Here is a 15,550-nt window from a genome sequence, read left to right as displayed (position 1 = left end):
GCGCTGCTGTGGGCCGGCGCGGGCGCCGTGGCGCATGCGGCGGACGACGCGCGCGGGTGGACGGCGGTCGCGGCGCTGGCGGTCGCGGGCGCCGCGACCGCATGGCCGCTCGGCCGCACGCGAAGCGCGTCGCCCTCGTCATGGCCCTCCGAGCCGCCGCCGTCCTCAGCGCAGGCCCCCTCGATCCATCGGCTCCAGGCGCGGCTCGACCACCTGCCCGTCGCGGCCTGGGTGCTCACCCACGACCGCCTGCAGGCGCTGAGCAGCCGGGCGCATCGACTCGCCTCGCCCGCGGGCGTCCGAGACCGGGCGGCGCTCGAAGCCCTGTTGCGCGGTACGCGCGGCGACAGCGGGCGCGCCGACGACGGCGCCGTCGTCCTCGACACCGAGCGCGGCGAGGAGCGCTGGCTGCTGCGCCGCCAAGCGCTGTCCAACGACGGCCAGGCGGAAACGCTGATCGCGTTGATCCCGCTGGAGCACGAGCTGGAGCTGGAGTCTCTCGACGCCTGGCGCCAGTTGGTGCAGGTGCTGACGCACGAGATCATGAACTCGCTGACGCCGATCCGCAGCCTGAGCGGGACGGCGGTGGAGTTGCTGGACGATCCGGCGATCGGGAGCGATGCGTCCCTGCGTGCGGATCTGCGTCAGGCGGTGCATGCGGTGGCGCTGAGGGCGCAGAGCCTTGCCGATTTCGTCGCGACCTATCGCGAGGTCAGCCGGTGGCCGGCACCGCGGCTGGCGCCGGTCGATCTGGAGGCGCTGTTCGCTCGCCTCCGGCAATCGGTCGCGGCGGACTGGGCGGCCCGCGGGGGCGAGGCGCGGTTCGAGACCGCGCACACGGGTCTGCGACTGATGGCCGACGAAGGGCAGCTGGAGCAGGCCCTCATCGCGCTGATCGCGAACGCCGCGCAGGCGACGGCGGCGGTCCCGGCGCCGCGCCTGTGGGTCGAGGGGCGGCAAGGCCGCGGCGGACGCTTGCACCTCTCGGTGCGGGACAACGGCCCGGGCGTCGAGGCCGGCCTCGAACGGCGGATCTTCCTGCCGTTCTTCACCACCCGCGCCGGAGGACAGGGCATCGGCCTCACGGTGGTGAGGCAGCTCGTGCATGGCATGGGCGGTCGCGTGCGCCATGTCATACCGATGGCGGGCGGGGCGTCGTTCGTGCTGGTGTTCTGACTCGCGGGCCTCACTGCAGGCCCAGGTCCGCCCAGCGTCGCGCCCGGATCGCGATGGACAAGTACCGCAAGGGCTCCTACGTCCGCTACGGCGGCGACACGATCCATCTCGCCCCGCCCTTCGTCAGCAGTACGGAGGCGGAGATCAAGACGCTGCTGGATGCGTTGGGGGAGAGCTTCGCGTCAGCGGAGAGATCGGATGGGGGCATCCACTGCCGACACCCTCAACGCGAGGGCGGACAAGGCACCGGGCTCACGATGGTGTAGCAACTCGAGGACCGGATGTGGCGAGTGCGGCCCGGCAGACTCATCAAGGGTGGGACGCTATTCGTATCCTGCCTTAAAGGCGTGTGTCAGCTTTTCGACTCGAAGCGCTGCCCGAAATTCAATTGCGACTCATAGCGTTATTCGATTCGCGCAGCAGCAACGCTTGAGCCAATCAGAAAATCACAGGAGAACTCGAGGACCGTCAAGCTGTAATGGATTGCAGTTTATTTCAGGTGGAAACTGGGCATCATTGGCGCCGCGCAATTGACAGCGCCCCAATCATGCTTCAAATCAAGTACTCACTCTGCAAATACCTCACGGCTTTCGGAGTCGCGATGACATGCTCATTCAACGCAAACGCCTATGTTGAATGCGCGCTATCGCCGGCCTCGGTCTATGCCGACAATGGATCCATCTGGATCACTTGGAACTCCGGCGGGTCGGGTATGGCGCCATTGACGGACGCCGCTGCCAAGTTTTACTTTGCTACGGGGTTAACCGCCGTTTCCACTGGGAAGATTGTGCGCGCTCGGTTTGCCGACGGCACCTCTTGCACGGCGTCCGGGGCCCAGCTTATCGGCCTGTGGCTCGGCTAACTTCGGGGACGAAGATGCGTCGACTGCTAGTCCACATTGCGATCCTGTTTGCATCGATCGGCGCCGCTGAACTGGCGCATGCACAGGCCGCATATGGTTGCCAATACAACAGCTACACCAGCATTGGCAAAAGCAATTATGTTGTTGGCGACAGGACGCCCATTCAACTGTCAGCAGGCATGCTGGTGAATGCAACCGTCGCCAATGCCCAATGCCTACCGTCCGCCGCCTCCCTCACCACCGAGATCTATTTACAACCAATCAATTTGAAACTGGGGGCGATTTCAGTTGCTCTGATTTCGCAACCCAATCTCCGCACCTACGAGATGCGAGGCTCTGCCACTTATTCGATGCCCGACCTTCCACCTGGGGAATATGTGGTGGAATCAAAACTAGTAAGCGGACTGGGGGTGGCTAACTACTTCGCTAGATTGAAGGTAGCGCAGGCAACTGACCCATATGCAGCGGCCAAGAGCGTTGTACCAGGCATCGTCTCGTCGCTTCTTCTCGATTAGGCTCGCCTTGCATCAAGCAAAAAGCGCCTGACGCCGATTCCGAGATGCGCCCGGGACTATCAGAGTCCCGGGCGCGTCTTCTCACTCGACCGTCACCGACTTGGCAAGGTTGCGAGGCTTGTCCACGTCCGTCCCCCGAGCGCAGGCCGTGTGATACGCCAGCAGCTGCAGCGGCACGGTGTGCAGGATCGGGCTCAGCGCGCCGTAGTGCTCCGGCATGCGGATCACATGCAGGCCCGGCTCGCTCTCGATCTTCGTGTCGCCGTCGGCGAAGACGAACAGCTCCCCGCCCCGCGCGCGCACTTCCTGCATGTTGCTCTTGAGCTTTTCCAGCAGCGTGTCGTTCGGCGCCACCGTCACCACCGGCATCTGCGCCGTCACCAGCGCCAGCGGGCCGTGCTTGAGCTCGCCCGCCGGATACGCCTCGGCGTGGATGTAGCTGATCTCCTTGAGCTTGAGCGCGCCTTCCAGCGCGATCGGGTAATGCAGCCCGCGGCCCAGGAACAGCGCGTTCTCCTTGCGCGCGAAGTCCTCGCTCCAGGCGATGACCTGCGGCTCCAGCGCCAGCACCGCCTGCACCGCCACCGGCAGGTGTCGCAGCGCCTTCAGGTGTTCGGCCTCTTGCGCGTCCGTCAGGTGCCCGCGCGTCTGCGCCAGCGCCAGCGTCAGCAGGAACAGCCCCACCAGCTGCGTCGTGAACGCCTTCGTCGACGCGACGCCGATCTCCGCGCCGGCCCGCGTGATGTAGGCCAGCGAGCACTCCCGCACCATCGCGCTCGTCGACACATTGCACACCGTCAGCGTGTGCTTCATGCCCAGCGAGCGCGCATGCTTCAGCGCCGCCAGCGTGTCCGCCGTCTCGCCGCTCTGGCTGATCGTCACCACCAGCGTGCGCGGATTCGGCACGCTGTCGCGATAGCGGTACTCGCTCGCGATCTCCACGCTGGTGGGGATCTTGGCGATGCTCTCCAGCCAGTACTTCGCCGTCGAACCCGCGTAGTAGCTGGTCCCGCACGCGAGGATCAGCACCGAGTCGATCTCCTTGAACACGCGGTACGCGCCGTCGCCGAACAGCTCCGGGCTGATGCCCGTCACCGCGTCCAGCGTGTTGGCGATCGCCACCGGCTGCTCGAAGATCTCCTTCTGCATGTAATGGCGGTACGGGCCCAGCTCCGCCGCGCCGCTGTGCGCGTGCACGGTCTTCACTTCGCGCTCGACATTCTGGAAGCGACCGGTCGCCGCATCGCGGCGGCTGATCCAGTAGCGGCCCAGCTGCAGGTCGACCACGTCGCCCTCTTCCAGATAGACGATCTGGTCCGTCACGCCCGCCAGCGCCATCGCGTCCGAGGCCAGGAAATGCGCGCCGGCGACCTCGTCGCGGCCCACGCCCAGCACCAGCGGCGAGCCCTCGCGGGCGCCGATCACGCGGTGGGGTTCGTCGCGATGGAACACCGCGATCGCGTAGGCGCCACGCAGCTGCGGGATCGCGGTCTGCACCGCTTCCAGCAGGTCGCCGTGGTAGTGGAAGTCCACCAGGTGCGCGATGACCTCGGTGTCGGTCTGGCTGTGGAACACATAGCCGCGCGACTTCAGCTCGGCCCGCAGTTCGTCGTGGTTCTCGATGATGCCGTTGTGGACCAGCGCGACACGGCCGGGCTGCAGATGCGCGTCGGCACCGGGACCGTGCGAGAAGTGCGGATGCGCGTTGTGCACCGCCGGCGCGCCGTGCGTCGCCCAGCGCGTGTGCGCGATGCCGGTGCCCGCCGCCACGCCGTCCTGCGCGGCAAGCTCCTGCAGCTCCGACACCCGCGAGGTGCTGCGCGCCCGGCGCAGCTGGCCGTCCTGGTGGACCGCCACGCCGCAGGAGTCATACCCGCGGTACTCGAGCCGCTTCAGGCCCTCGATCAGGATGGGAACGATGTCCTTCTGGCTCACAGCGCCGACGATGCCGCACATGGTTTGCTCTCCCCGGTGGTCCGGTTGAAATTTGCGAATGGCGGAATGCTAGGCATCTCGCCGAGGCGAATGCTTTCGATATTGAGTCAATGATGAAAGAATCCACCATCGGATTCACGATGTGATGGATCCTTTCATGATTGATCTATTTATGGCACCTTCCATCGATCTCGACCCCATCGACTTGCGGGTGCTGGACCTGCTTCAGCAGGACGCGTCGCTGTCCAACCAGGCGCTGGCCGATCGCGCGCATGTGTCGCCAGCGACTTGCCTGCGCCGCGTGCGGCGACTGGTCGAGGCCGGGGTGATCGAGAAGCGGGTGGCCATCCTGTCGCCGGAGAAGCTCGGCGCGGGACTGTCCGCGCTGGTCGAGATCACGCTGGACCGCCAGGGCGCCGAGCACCTGGACGCCTTCGAGCTCATCGCCGTCGCGGCGCCCGAGGTCCAGCAGTGCTGGCGCGTCGCGCCAGGGCCGGACTTCGTGCTGGTGCTGCAGGTGCCGGACATGCCGGCCTATCACGCGCTGGTGCAGCGGCTCTTCACGCAGCAGGCCAACGTCCGCAACGTGAAGGCCTTCTTCAGCGTGAAACGGGCCAAGTTTGAGCCGCGGCTGAGCCTGCCGGCGGCGAGGGGGTGAGGCGCGCGGAAGACCCTCACCCCTGCCCTCTCCCGCAAGCGGGAGAGGGAGTAAGACGGGCTCAGCGTTCTCCGTTTGCGGGAGCGGGAGCGGGAGCGGGAGCGGGAGGAGGCAAGACGGGCGGGCTCAGCGCTTGAGGATCAGCAGGCCCTTGAGGTACTCGCCCTCGGGGAAGTAGAGCGTCTGCGGATGGTCGGGCGTCGCGCCGACGCGATCCAGGATCAGGCCGTCGACGCCCGCGTCCATCCCGGCGCCGGCCACGATCTTGTGGAACAGCTCCGGACCGATCCCGCCCGAGCACGAGAAGGTGAACAGCAGACCGCCCGGCTTGAGCAGCATCAGCCCCAGCCGGTTGATGTCCTTGTAGGCGCGGGAGGCCCGGTCCGCATGCGCCGCGGTCGGGGCGAACTTGGGGGGGTCCAGCACGATCGCGTCGAAGCGGCGCCCCTGTTTGAGCATGTCACGCAGCGTGTGGTTGACGTCCGCGTCCAGCGCCGTGTGATGCGCCGCGTCGTAGCCATTGAGCGCCACATGCGCCGTCGCGCGTGCCAGCGCGGGGCCCGACGAGTCCACGCTGATGACTTCGGTCGCGCCGCCGGCCAGCGCCGCGACGGAAAAGCCACCCGTGTAGCTGAAGCAGTTCAGCACGGACTGGCAGCCGTAATGGCGCACGACCTCGGCGAACTTCTTGCGGTTGTCGCTCTGGTCCAGGTAGTAGCCGGTCTTGTGGCCTTCGGCCACGTCGACGCTGAGCTTCCAGCCGTTCTCGGCGATGACGACCTCGGTGCCGCCCTCGCCGCGCAACCAGCCGGTCACCGGCGCCAGGCCCTCGAGTGGCCGCACATTGGCGTCGGAGCGCTCGTACAGGCGCGTCAGGCCGGTGGCGGCGAGCAGCAGGTCCGCGATGGTCTGCTTCCAGCGCTCCGCGCCGGCCGACAGGAACTGCGCGCTGAGCAGGTCGTCGTAGCGGTCGACGATCAGCCCCGGCAGGCCGTCGGCCTCGCCGTGGATCAGGCGGATCGCGTTGGACGTGATCGGCATGCGGGCGCGCAGCGCGACGGCCGCGTCGATGCGGCGCTTGAAGAAGGCCTCGTCGATGCGTTCCTTCTCGTCGAAGGTCCAGGCCCGCGCGCGGATCTTGGACTCGGGACTGAACGAGGCCCAGCAGAGGAACTCGCCGGTGGAGGACTCGACGCGCACGGTCTCGCCCGGATCGGCCTTGCCCTTCTGGATCGAGCCCTCGAACACCCAGGGGTGCCGGCGCAGCAGCGAGCGGTCCTTGCCCTCGCGGAGACGGATTGATTTCATGGGGGCGGATTGTCCTTGAGCGCGAGGATCAGTCGTCGCCCAGGCCCAGCACCTGGTGCGGAATCGGCGGCCAGGTGCCGCTCTTTCGACGTTCCTCGAACCAGCGGTGCATGGCGGAGTCCTGCACCGCGTACTCGCCGCGGGCGGACTTCCACACCAGCGCCGGCGTCCGCTGCCGGAGCGATTCGAGCGCCCGCTGGGCCATGCTGAGGGAGACCGGCTGCGCGAGCAGCTCGCCGTAGAAGCGCAAGGCCTCGGCATCGAAGGGGCGGAAGCGGCTGCCCTGCTCCAGCATCCGCCAGAGCACCACCTGCTCGATCGGCTTGAGCCCGAGGAAGTCCGACTCCATCTGGTCGGCGTCCTTGCGCAGGCGCTCGGCGGAGGCGCCGAGCAAGGCGTGCTCGAAGCTCTCCTTCGCGCCGAAGAACGGGCTCAACACCTCGCCCAGCACCGTCATGAAGAGCTGCGGCCGATGCCCGATGGCCTCGAACGCATGCTGCAAGGTCGCTTGATCGACGGGCGCCAGCGACGGGCGCTGCGCCTCGATCACCGAGGCCACGTACGCGATGAAGTCGGCCCCCAACGGCGGCATGCGCTGGACCTGCGAGCCGAAGAACGGCGCGGCGCTGGAGTTGACCAGCCGCATCAGCTTGTCCCGATCCGACCCGGACATCACCAGCATCAGATTGACCGCGTCGCGGCTGTTCAGCTGGTCCCGCGCCGATTTCAGCGAGGTCATCGCCGCCTCGCCTCGTTCGCTGGTGAGCGCATGCTGGGCTTCATCGACGATCAAGGCGATCGGCTTGCCCGCGGTCTCATGCAGCGCGCGCAAGGCGTCGACCAGGGTCAGCCCGTCCAGGCGGCCGATCTTGCTGGTGTCGACCTGCAACCATCCCGCCAGGCTCAGCTTGTCCAGGCCCGCCCTCTTCGCGGTGCGGGCGACGACGCCGAGCTGCGGCTGCAGCGCGCGCCCGATCGCGTCCGCGATCACCGTGGCCGGGTCCCGGCCCGTGTCGCCCCACAGGTCCGTGTAGACCACCACCACCCCTTCCGCCTCGAGCGCGGGCTTGAGGTCGCTCTGCAGGAAGGTCGACTTGCCGGTGCGGCGAGGCCCCGACAGGAACAGCCCGTTGTGGGCGTCGCCGAACAAGGTCCTGCCCATCAGCGCCGGGACCATCTGCTGGGCCAGGTCGGTTCGAGGGAAGGAGATCATCGTTTTATCGGCCAATTATCGCGAAAGCGATAATTTATCGACCAGGCCGATAAAACTCAATAATCGCGCCCATCCGAGACCGTCCGAGACCGTCCGAGACCGTCTGAAGACGGCCGTGGCGGCGCGCCGCGGCCGCTCAGCGCTTCGCCGCCGGCCCCAGCGTCCCGAAGGCCCAGCCGATGTTCAGGCTGACCAGCGGCGTCGAGTGCTTGTCGCCGCCCAGCGCCTTCCACTGGCCGACGCCGAGCTTGACCCGCAGCCGGTCGGCCTTGCCGGTCCCTTCCCACTGCGCCCAGAGCTCGCCCTGCGTGACCGCGCCGCCGCCCACGGACACACCGCCGCCGCCGGCCGCGCCGACCAGCGCCTCCGCGCCCACGCGCACGCCGTTCCACTTCGGCGAGTGCGCGCCCAGACCGAACATGCCGTACGAGAACGCGCCCGCCTTGCCCAGCGCCGCGCTGCCCGCCTGCGCCGTGCCGTACCAGGGGCCGCCGAAGTCGCGCGTCATGCCCAGTCCCAGACCCGTCACGCTCGCGCGCGAGCCGTCCTTGAAGACGAATTCCTTGAAACGCGGCATCGCGATGTACCAGCTCTGCGCGCGGATCGTGCCGGCCTCCAGCGGCGGGCTGCTCAGCATGCGCGAGGCTTTCTCCAGCGGCAGCGCCAGCGAGCCCCGCACCTGGAAGGAGTCGTAATGCCCCCAGGGCGCCTTCATGTAGCCCGCGTCCAGCCGCAGCGTCGGACCCCAGGGCGTGATCCAGCGCATCGTCGGGCCGACCCGCACCAGCCAGCCGCCGCCCGTGTCCATGTCGCCGCCACCGCCCAGGCCCACCGACACCTGGCCGCCGACGCGCAGGCGCTCGCTGCCGATGCCCCAGTCCTGGCCCGCGTTGGCCAGGATCTCCATGTAGCCGTCATGACCGCCCGAGGCCGCGCCCGAGGCCTCCAGCCCCCACCACGACGCGCCGTTGCCGAAGTACTGCCGCAGGTCCGCGCCGGCCTTGCCCTTGCGCCCCGTCAGCGGCACGCCGCCGCGGGTGCGGCTGCCCGTGCGCGGCTTCTCCGCGCCCACGCTCAGCGCGATCTCGTCGAAGCCCATGCCCGTGCGGTCGCCCGTGCGGCCGTCCATGCCGGAGGTGCTCGGATCGAAGCTCAGGAAGCGGTCCATGCGCCCCAGCGTCAGCATGACGCTGGTGTCCTTGATGTTGCCGCTGCCGTTCGGGAAGGCCGTGTGCGCGACGCCCGCGCCCAGGTACCAGTTGCCGAACTCGCGCCGCACCGACAGCTCCGGCCGGATCATCAGACCGCCGCCGGGGCGGATCTTGTCCGAGCTCACGCCGCCGCCGGCGCCCGCGTACACGCTGGCGGCCACATGCCACTCCGGCGCGATGCGGATGCGGCGCTGCAGGTTGAAGCCGACGGTGAACAGGCCGCCGAACTCGCCCTTGGCGGCACCGTACGCGGCCGGCCCCAGGCCCCAGTCCTCGTTGATCGCGACCATGTAGTTCAGACCCAGCAGCGCCGTCTTCTCCCCCGTGGGCATCTTCAGCGGCGTCCAGTTCATCTCGAAGGCTGCCGGGCGGCTGTCCGTCGCGGTGATGACGCGGCGATCGTCCGAACGCACCGTCACCAGCGCCGGCCGGGATGGGTCCTCGAGGGTCGAGGTCGCCGTGGCGGCGGACGGGCCCGACGACTGCGCCTGGGCCACGCCCGCGGCCAGCAGCGCCGAGCACAGCAGCAGCGGGCGAGACGGGAAGGTCATCGAGGCCCGCTGCGCGGCGACGGGCGCCGGGCGGAACTGGGCGCCGCGGATGCGCTGGCCTGCGTGGGCGGACGTCGAGCGGGCGCGAGCCGGAACGGGCGGGAGGGGGGAGGAGGAACGGGCCATCGGAGACAAGTCGGTTATTTCTTCTTGGCGCGCGGATGCGCCGCGTCATAGACCTTGGCGAGGTGCTGGAAGTCCAGCCGCGTGTAGATCTGCGTCGTGCTGATGTTGGCGTGGCCCAGCAGTTCCTGGACCCCGCGCAGGTCGCCGCTGCTCTGCAGCAGGTGCGAGGCGAAGGAGTGGCGCAGCATGTGCGGATGCACGTGCGTCGGCATGCCGGCCGCGAGCGCGCGCTGCTTGAGCCGCTTGCGCGCCTGGTCGGCCGTCAGCCGCGCGCCGCGCGGGCCGACCAGCAGGGCGGGCTCGCCCTCGGCCGCCCAGAGCGGACGCTGCGCCAGCCACTGCCGGATCGCCGCCAGCGCGGGCGCGCCCAGCGGCACGGCGCGCCGCTTCGAGCCCTTGCCCAGCACCTGCGCCTCGGCCGCGTCGGGCACGATCCAGCCGGCCGACTGCGGGTGATGCCGCAGGTCCAGCCCGACCAGCTCCGACACCCGCAGCCCGCTGCCGTAGAGCAGCTCCACGATGCAGGCGGCCAGCGCCTCGGCGACCGGATCCTGGTCCTGGTGGTGATCGGCCAGGCGCACGGCGTCGTCGACGCCCAGCGCCTTTGGAAGCGGCTTGCCCTGCTTGGGCGCGCGCAGGTCGGTGATGGGGTTGGCGTCGACCTTGCCGTCCTGGCCCAGCCAGCGGTACCAGCCCCGCCAAGCCGACAGGATCAGCGCCAGGCTGCGCGGCCCGAGCCGCTCGCCGTGCAGCTTCGCCAGGAAGCGCCGCGCCTGATGCGTGCTCAGCCGCATCAGGTCCAGGTCCTCGGCCGCGGCGAACGCGGTCAGGCGCCGCAGCGCATCCGTGTAGAGGATCAGCGTGCGCTCCGCCAGCCGGCGTTGCACGCGCAGGAAGTCCAGGTAGCGCTGCTGCTCGTCAGTCAGCGAGACCGGCGGCATGCGGATCGGCGTCCAGCAGGCGCGACAGCGCGGCGCTCGCGATCTCGCCGACACGGGCCAGGAACTCCGTCCCCATCTCGGCGGTGTAGCGCGTCGGGTCCGGCGAGCCCAGCACCAGCAGCCCGAAGGCCTGGCTGGGGGCGCCCGCCGTCAGCGGCACCAGCGCCAGCGAGGCCACGTCGTCCTCCAGCCAGCGCGCCGCCTCGAAGCCCGAATTGATGCCGCAATATGGTTGGTTCAGGCTGCCCACGAAGGTCTTCACGTCGGTGCTGACCTCGGACGCGAACGAGGCCAGCGCATGGCCCGGGTCCACGTTCCACAGGCGCAGGCCGGCCTGCGGGATCAGGAACTGGTGGCGCAGCTCGCGCAGCAGGACTTCCGGGAGCTGGCTGTCGTCGCGCGTCAGCATCAGCGCCAGCGTCCAGCGGTGCAGCCGGTCGGAGATCGCGACGTTCTCCTGACCGTTGCGGATCATCTCGACGATCTTGTGCTCCAGGCCGCGGATCTTGTCGCGCAGCAGCTCCGCTTGGCGCTCCTGCAGCGAGACCGCGCGCTGGCCGTGCGGATGGGAGATCCGCACGTTGGCCAGCAGCTCGGCGTGACGTTCGAAGAACGCCGGGTCATTCGCCAGGTAGTCGGCGATGTCTTGTTCGGTGATGCCTTCGATGCCGCTCACAGTTCGATCTCTCCTTCAAATACGGTCTGGGCCGGACCGGTCATGTAGACGTGGGCGCCCAGGCCCTCGCCGCCCGGGACCATGCCCGTCCATTCGATGCGCAGGTCGCCGCCGCGGGCGTGCACCTCCACCACCGGATCCAGCCAGCCCAGCCGGATCCCCGCGACCACCGCCGCGCAGGCGCCGGTGCCGCAGGCCAGGGTCTCGCCGCTGCCGCGCTCGAAGACGCGCAGCTTCACTTCCGAGCGGCTCAGCACCTGCAGGAAGCCGGCGTTGACCTTGCGCGGGAAGCGCTCATGGGCCTCGACCAGCGGGCCCACGATGCCCACCGGGGCGTGGTCCACGTCCTGGACGCGCTGCACCGCATGCGGGTTGCCCATCGAGAGCACCGCCACGTCCGCGGTGATGCCGTCGCCCAGTTCCAGCGGCCAGAGCTCGAAGCCGTTCTCGAGCCTCGGGGTGGCGCCGGCGGCGTCGAAGGGGATGTCCTCCAACGCGAAGACCGGCGCGCCCATGTCGACGGTCACGCGGCCGTCGTCCTGCAGGCGCAGCTCCAGCAGCGCGTTGACGGTCTGGACGCGGATGGTGCGCTTGTCCGTCAGGCCCTTGTCGACGACGTAGCGCACGAAGCAGCGCGAGCCGTTGCCGCACTGCTCCACCTCGCTGCCGTCGGCATTGAAGATGCGATAGCCGAAGTCCACGCCGGGCGCGGGCGAGCCCTCGATCACCAGCACCTGGTCGCAGCCCACGCCGAAGCGGCGGTCGGCGACGCGGCGGAGCTGGTCCGGCGTCAGCGACATCGGATGCCGCGTCGCGTCCAGCACGACGAAGTCGTTGCCGGCGCCATGCATCTTGGTGAAGCGCAGTTTCATGGGGTCGGATTATCGGGAATACAGGGAGGGCTCGCCCTCCGGTCGGGTCTTGAATCGCTTGTGGACCCAGAAGTACTGGGCCGGATTCTCACGGATGCGGGCCTCCAGCCAGTGATGGAAATGCAGCGCGTCGGCTTCAAGGTCGCCGCTGGGGTAGTTCTCCAGCGGTTCGTGCGCGTAGACCACGATGCCTTCGCCCTTGGGCAGCATCGTGACGATCACCGGCTGCACGACCATCTTCATGGTCTGCGCGATCTTGGCCGGGGCCAGCAGCGTGTTGGCCGGCACGCCGAAGAAGGGGATGAAGGCCGAGTCCTTGGGACCGAAATCCATGTCCGGCAGGTTCAGGAAGGAGTACCCGTCCCGGATGCAGCGCAGCACGCTGCGCACGCCGTCGTGGCGGTCGACCAGCTTGGTCGTGCCGAAGCGCGAGCGCGCCTTGCGCAGCGCCTCGTCGAAGAGCTTGTTGCTCTGACGCTGATAGATGCTGGCGCCGGGACGGGCCTGGTTGAGCATCAGCGCCGGGCCGATCCAGTCCAGGCCCACGAAGTGCGGCATCAGCCACATCACCGGGCGGTCCACCTGCTCGGAGAGCTTGATGTTGCCCTCGATGCGCATCAGGCGCAGCAGCCGCTTGTCCGAGGCGTACCAGAGCAGCCCGCGCTCCAGCAGCGAGCGGCCCAGCCAGCCGAAGTGCTCCCGCACCAGGGCGTCGCGCTCGGCCAGCGGCTTGTCGGGGAAGCAGAGCTCCACGTTGCGCAACGCCACGCGCCGGCGCGAACCCGCCAGGCGGTGCAGCAGGCCGCCCAGCCCCCAGCCCAGGGCGGCCAGCCAGCGCAGCGGCAACCAGTGCAGAAGCCACAGCAAGCCGATCAATGCATATGTCGCGAGTGTTCCCATCAACCGTCCGCCGCCCTTCCCAGGCTGTCTGTTCCTATAATGCGCCCCTGTCGCCGAGTTAATTTGGACAACTTGCGGGGCGACTCATAAATCCCGCTAAAGCGTTCGCCGCCTGACTCCCAGACACGGCAACGCCCGTAGAACCACAGGAGTTTAAATTGGCGAGCGATTTCCTCTTCACCTCGGAATCCGTCTCCGAAGGTCATCCGGACAAGGTGGCCGACCAGATTTCCGACGCCATCCTCGACGCGATCCTGGCACAGGACCCGCGCTCGCGCGTGGCCGCCGAGACGCTGTGCAACACCGGACTGGTGGTGCTGGCCGGCGAGATCACCACGAACGCCCACGTCGACTACATCCAGGTCGCCCGCGACACGATCAAGCGCATCGGCTACGACAACACCGAGTACGGCATCGACTACAAGGGTTGCGCGGTGCTGGTCGCCTACGACAAGCAGAGCAACGACATCGCGCAAGGGGTGGATCAGGCGTCCGACGACCACCTGAACACCGGCGCCGGTGACCAGGGCCTGATGTTCGGCTACGCCTGTGACGAGACGCCGGAGCTGATGCCGGCCCCGATCTACTACGCCCACCGCCTCGTCGAGCGCCAGGCCCAGCTGCGCAAGGACGGCCGCCTCCCCTTCCTCCGCCCCGACGCGAAGAGCCAGGTCACGATGCGCTACGTCGACGGCAAGCCGCACAGCATCGACACCGTCGTGCTGTCGACGCAGCACTCGCCCGAGATGTCGCTGGGCGACAAGATGAAGCCCGAGTTCTACGAGGCCGTCATCGAGGAGATCATCAAGCCGGTGCTCCCCAAGGAGTGGCTGCAGGACACGAAGTACCTGGTCAACCCGACCGGCCGCTTCGTCATCGGCGGCCCGCAGGGCGACTGCGGCCTGACCGGCCGCAAGATCATCGTCGACACCTATGGCGGCGCCTGCCCGCACGGCGGCGGCGCGTTCTCCGGCAAGGATCCGACCAAGGTCGACCGCTCGGCCGCCTACGCCGCGCGCTACGTGGCCAAGAACATCGTGGCCGCCGGCCTGGCCAAGCAGTGCCAGATCCAGGTCGCCTACGCCATCGGCGTCGCGCGTCCGATGAACATCACGGTCTACACCGAAGGCACGGGCGTGATCGCCGACGAGAAGATCGAAGCGCTGGTCCGCGAGCATTTCGACCTGCGTCCCAAGGGCATCATCCAGATGCTGGACCTGCTGCGTCCGATCTACGGCAAGACCGCGGCCTACGGCCACTTCGGCCGCGAGGAGCCAGAGTTCAGCTGGGAGCGCACCGACAAGGCCGCCGCGCTGCGCGCCTCGGCCGGCCTGTGAGCCGTCGTTGACGGTTCGGCATTGACCGGACGCCCAGAGGGTGGCTGACGAGGAAACCCTTTCGCGCCCCCGGTCATTTGCCGCACACCGGCCAACTTGATCCCGCAAATCAGGGTCGCCTCGGGCGACCCTGTTTGCTTTCCGACAGCTTCGCGCGGGCAGAATGGCCCGATGCAATCCCCGCCCTCCACGCCGACCCCGCTCACCATCCTGATCGTCGACGACCAGAACGCCACGCGCGTCGCGCTGACGGCGGAACTGGATCGCAGCGGTCATCGCGTGCTGGAGGCCGACAGCGCCGAATGGGCGCTGGAGCTGTTCCGCCGCTACCGGCCGGACCTGGTGCTGCTGGACGTGGAGATGCCCGGCCACGACGGCTACTGGACCGCCCGCGAGATGCGCGCGGCCGAGCCGGGCGGCTGGACGCCAATCATCTTCCTCTCCCAGTTCAAGCAGGACGAGGACGTCTGGAAGGGCATCGAGGCCGGCGGCGACGACTACCTGATCAAGCCCGTGTCCGCCATGATCCTGCACGCCAAGCTGCGCGCGATGCAGCGCCTGGCGCAGATGCGGACGCGGCTGGTGCAGATGTCCGAGGAGCTGCGCGCCGCCAACGCCCAGCTGGAGGAGCTCTCCAGCGTGGACGCCCTGACCGGCCTGATGAACCGCCGCGCCCTGGACGCGCGGCTGCAGCAGGAGCTGGAGCAGGCGCGCCGCGACGGCAAGCCGCTGACGCTGATGTTGTGCGACGTCGACCACTTCAAGCGCTACAACGACGCGGCCGGCCACGTGGCCGGCGACGCCTGTCTGCGGCGCGTCGGCCAGTTGCTCAAGGAGACCTGCCGGCGGCCGAGCGATTGCGCGGGCCGCTACGGCGGCGAGGAGTTCGCGCTGATCCTGCCCAACACGCCGCGCTCCGGCGCGATGACCTATGCACGGGCGCTGATGCGCACCATGGAGCTGGCGGCCATCCCGCATCCGGACTCGCCCACGGACAGCATGATCACGCTGTCGGGCGGCATCACGACCTGCCTGCCCGACGAGAGCACCAGCGCCGAGGGCCTGATCATCCGGGCCGACGACGCGCTCTACAACGCCAAGTCCACCGGCCGCAACCGCTTCTTCAGCTACGAGATGCAGATGGACACCGCCGAGCAGCGGCGGCGCGCCTCGGCGGCCCCGGGCGCCGCGCCGTCCGAGCCGGGCCCGGGCAACGCTTGACCGGGTGCAAGTCGCCGGGTCCGGGGACGCCCCCACCCTCCCCGACTT

Annotated in this window: 15 protein-coding genes; 7 read left to right on the top strand and 8 right to left on the bottom strand. The window is 68.7% G+C overall.

The window, feature by feature from the left end:
• Window positions 1–27: 27 nt before the first annotated feature.
• The 4 genes from MCHT01_RS10780 (at window position 28) to MCHT01_RS26195 (ending at window position 2,553) form a co-directional block, all read left to right on the top strand.
• Entirely contained in the window at window positions 28–1,176 is a 1,149-nt protein-coding gene (locus MCHT01_RS10780; RefSeq protein ID WP_169806119.1) for a sensor histidine kinase, read from the top strand.
• A 53-nt stretch (window positions 1,177–1,229) separates the two neighbouring features.
• Complete coding sequence (locus tag MCHT01_RS10775) at window positions 1,230–1,442, top strand: hypothetical protein (protein WP_067065340.1); 213 nt, start codon at window positions 1,230–1,232, stop codon at window positions 1,440–1,442.
• A gap of 281 nt (window positions 1,443–1,723) precedes the next feature.
• On the top strand, window positions 1,724–2,038 hold the full coding sequence (locus tag MCHT01_RS27130; protein WP_218017889.1) for a hypothetical protein: 315 nt from the start codon (window positions 1,724–1,726) through the stop codon (window positions 2,036–2,038).
• A gap of 14 nt (window positions 2,039–2,052) precedes the next feature.
• Complete coding sequence (locus MCHT01_RS26195; RefSeq protein ID WP_148661485.1) at window positions 2,053–2,553, top strand: hypothetical protein; 501 nt, start codon at window positions 2,053–2,055, stop codon at window positions 2,551–2,553.
• Between the two features lie 81 nt (window positions 2,554–2,634).
• Here the strand turns inward: MCHT01_RS26195 and glmS are convergent, their stop codons facing one another.
• Window positions 2,635–4,509 carry a glutamine--fructose-6-phosphate transaminase (isomerizing) gene (gene glmS, locus MCHT01_RS10770; RefSeq protein ID WP_067065339.1) on the bottom strand — a complete coding sequence of 625 codons (1,875 nt, stop codon included), beginning with the start codon at window positions 4,507–4,509 and terminating at the stop codon, window positions 2,635–2,637.
• 136 nt (window positions 4,510–4,645) lie between these two features.
• On the opposite strand from glmS, the gene MCHT01_RS10765 reads away from it, so the two are divergent.
• On the top strand, window positions 4,646–5,146 hold the full coding sequence (locus MCHT01_RS10765) for an Lrp/AsnC family transcriptional regulator (protein ID WP_245643220.1): 501 nt from the start codon (window positions 4,646–4,648) through the stop codon (window positions 5,144–5,146).
• A gap of 126 nt (window positions 5,147–5,272) precedes the next feature.
• Here the strand turns inward: MCHT01_RS10765 and MCHT01_RS10760 are convergent, their stop codons facing one another.
• From MCHT01_RS10760 to MCHT01_RS10730, 7 genes are all read right to left on the bottom strand, one after another.
• Complete coding sequence (locus MCHT01_RS10760) at window positions 5,273–6,454, bottom strand: class I SAM-dependent rRNA methyltransferase (RefSeq protein ID WP_067065337.1); 1,182 nt, start codon at window positions 6,452–6,454, stop codon at window positions 5,273–5,275.
• Between the two features lie 28 nt (window positions 6,455–6,482).
• The gene (locus MCHT01_RS10755) at window positions 6,483–7,667 is read right to left on the bottom strand and encodes an AAA family ATPase (RefSeq protein ID WP_067065336.1); all 1,185 of its coding nucleotides are present in this window, start codon (window positions 7,665–7,667) and stop codon (window positions 6,483–6,485) included.
• Window positions 7,668–7,803: 136 nt separating this feature from the next.
• The gene (locus tag MCHT01_RS10750; RefSeq protein WP_148661484.1) at window positions 7,804–9,429 is read right to left on the bottom strand and encodes a hypothetical protein; all 1,626 of its coding nucleotides are present in this window, start codon (window positions 9,427–9,429) and stop codon (window positions 7,804–7,806) included.
• 140 nt (window positions 9,430–9,569) lie between these two features.
• Window positions 9,570–10,496: a tyrosine recombinase XerC gene (locus tag MCHT01_RS10745; RefSeq protein WP_067065334.1), complete on the bottom strand. Its 927-nt coding sequence runs from the start codon at window positions 10,494–10,496 to the stop codon at window positions 9,570–9,572.
• Window positions 10,474–11,172: a DUF484 family protein gene (locus MCHT01_RS10740; RefSeq protein WP_067065372.1), complete on the bottom strand. Its 699-nt coding sequence runs from the start codon at window positions 11,170–11,172 to the stop codon at window positions 10,474–10,476. Before MCHT01_RS10740 ends, MCHT01_RS10745 begins: the two co-directional genes overlap by 23 nt.
• Window positions 11,169–12,044: a diaminopimelate epimerase gene (dapF, locus tag MCHT01_RS10735; protein ID WP_067065333.1), complete on the bottom strand. Its 876-nt coding sequence runs from the start codon at window positions 12,042–12,044 to the stop codon at window positions 11,169–11,171. The genes MCHT01_RS10740 and dapF overlap by 4 nt, the downstream gene beginning before the upstream one ends.
• A gap of 9 nt (window positions 12,045–12,053) precedes the next feature.
• Window positions 12,054–12,944: an LpxL/LpxP family acyltransferase gene (locus MCHT01_RS10730; RefSeq protein WP_067065332.1), complete on the bottom strand. Its 891-nt coding sequence runs from the start codon at window positions 12,942–12,944 to the stop codon at window positions 12,054–12,056.
• 158 nt (window positions 12,945–13,102) lie between these two features.
• On the opposite strand from MCHT01_RS10730, the gene metK reads away from it, so the two are divergent.
• Both metK and MCHT01_RS10720 read left to right on the top strand, forming a co-directional pair.
• Window positions 13,103–14,281: a methionine adenosyltransferase gene (gene metK / locus MCHT01_RS10725; protein ID WP_067065331.1), complete on the top strand. Its 1,179-nt coding sequence runs from the start codon at window positions 13,103–13,105 to the stop codon at window positions 14,279–14,281.
• A 171-nt stretch (window positions 14,282–14,452) separates the two neighbouring features.
• Window positions 14,453–15,502, top strand: a complete 1,050-nt coding sequence (locus MCHT01_RS10720) for a GGDEF domain-containing response regulator (protein ID WP_067065330.1) — start codon at window positions 14,453–14,455, stop codon at window positions 15,500–15,502.
• Window positions 15,503–15,550 lie beyond the last annotated feature (48 nt).

Origin of the sequence: Mitsuaria chitosanitabida ATCC BAA-476 = NBRC 102408 (genome assembly GCF_001598255.1) — a bacterium.
GTDB lineage: Bacteria > Pseudomonadota > Gammaproteobacteria > Burkholderiales > Burkholderiaceae_C > Roseateles > Roseateles chitosanitabidus.
Note: the sequence above shows the minus strand (reverse complement) of the source record. Positions and strands in the feature narration are given on the sequence as shown.